The sequence below is a fragment of the Aureimonas sp. AU4 genome (genome assembly GCF_001463765.1).
Classification (GTDB): Bacteria; Pseudomonadota; Alphaproteobacteria; order Rhizobiales; family Rhizobiaceae; genus Aureimonas.
Map to the genome: position 1 here is coordinate 1 of NZ_BBWK01000074.1, position 1,476 is coordinate 1,476.

Sequence of the window (1,476 nt, forward strand, 5' to 3'; positions counted from 1 at the left end):
CCGGCCCCCAGGCGAGGCACATCGCGTGGCCCGAGCCCATCATGATGTCGACGGTCGTGCGCAGGCTCTGCGGCCAGCGGGACCGGGGACCGAGAGGTGTCGTCGCCCAGTCGTGATCGTCCACATGCTGCTGCATCGTGATCGTTGGGGCTGGCTGTCCCTTGGCCTCAAGCTGAATTGTCCGGGGCATGCCTTCGCTCTCGATCCGGCTCGGTCAGCGAGCGAAATGGCGGAAGACCATCCCTAACCTGTTCGGTCTGCAACAGAAAGCCGAACTGCGTCAGCTTTGCTCGCAACAGGAGCAAAAGCGGACAGGCGGGAAACCACCCCTTCCCGCTATCCGCGGGTCCTATGTCCACACATGTCCGGACGTGTCCAATACCCGCCTGAGTTGCCAACCCTCATATGCCGAGCAACGACATGAGGGTCTTCGTCCATGGCCACAGCCCAGCTCTTTCTCAGCGGCGCACGCGTCACCCCTGACTTTCGCGAAGCGCTGCACGACGCGGCCAACCGGGCGGGCATCACACCCAACGAGTTCGTCATCACGGCCGCGGCCGAGAAGCTCGCCGAGCGAGGTGCCAGCTTCCGCGGCGTCTTCCGTCCCGGCGACATGCGCGACCATCGCCCGCGACGAGATCTTTCGCAGCGTCTGATCAGCGACGTTGCCGGAACCGGGCGCTCCTGAGTTGGACATGATCCCTTCCGGAGGACAGGCCTGATGGCGGCCCGCGAGGTCAAACGCACGCTCACCGTCACCGCCGACACGAGCGGTCTGCGGAAGGGTGCGCAGGACATCCAGCAGTTCGGCCAGGGGGCTGATAGCGCAGCGGCGTACCTGAAGCGGATGCGGGCGGAGCTCTCGGCGACCGACTACCGATCGCTCGCGGCCGGCTTGAAGCCCGTCATCGCCGCCGAGAAGGAGATGGCCGCCATGGCGCGCGAGGCCGAGCGCGCCCTGAAGCCGTTCGCCGCCGAGATGCGCAAGACGCAGATGGAGGCGTTGAAGGCTGCCGAGACGCTGAACAACCGGCGTTTGTCGGAGGCGAAGGCCGCCGAAGCGCTTCGCAAGACCTACGACACCGGCTACCGGAACGCGCAGGCGTATCTGCGGGTCGAGGAACAGGTCGCTCGCCAGATCGAAGCGCGCAACCTCACCGTCGAGCAGGGAAGCGTCGTTCTGGCCGGCGCCGCAACACGATTCAAACAGATGGGCAACAGCGCGGGCGCGGCGAACCAGAACGTTCGTCTGACGGCCAACCAGATGCAGGGCCTCGGTTATCAGTTGAACGACATCGGCACGATGGTCGCCTTGGGCGCGTCGCCGTTCCAGGTGATCGCGTCCCAAGCCGGTCAGGTCGTGCAGGTGCTGGGCGACGGTCCGCAGGGCATGAAGGGCTCGCTGTCGGCGATCGGCGCGAGCCTGGCCGGGTTTGCCCGTGCCATTCCCGCCGCTGGCTATGTCGTGGCGGGCGT

At 66.3% G+C, this 1,476-nt stretch carries 2 protein-coding genes; both read left to right on the forward strand.

Annotated elements, in window-relative coordinates; all coding sequences use genetic code 11:
• Nucleotides 1-436: 436 nt before the first annotated feature.
• On the forward strand, nt 437-688 hold the full coding sequence (locus AUL35_RS18985; RefSeq protein ID WP_062017772.1) for a hypothetical protein: 252 nt from the start codon (nt 437-439) through the stop codon (nt 686-688).
• A gap of 33 nt (nt 689-721) precedes the next feature.
• The coding region (locus tag AUL35_RS18990; protein ID WP_192847120.1) for a phage tail length tape measure family protein at nt 722-1,476 on the forward strand (755 nt) is incomplete at its 3' end.

Coding starts and splice junctions, on each gene's coding strand:
- AUL35_RS18985 (WP_062017772.1), top strand. CDS start 437: ATGGCCACAGCCCAGCTCTTTCTCAGCGGCGCACGCGTCACCCCTGAC.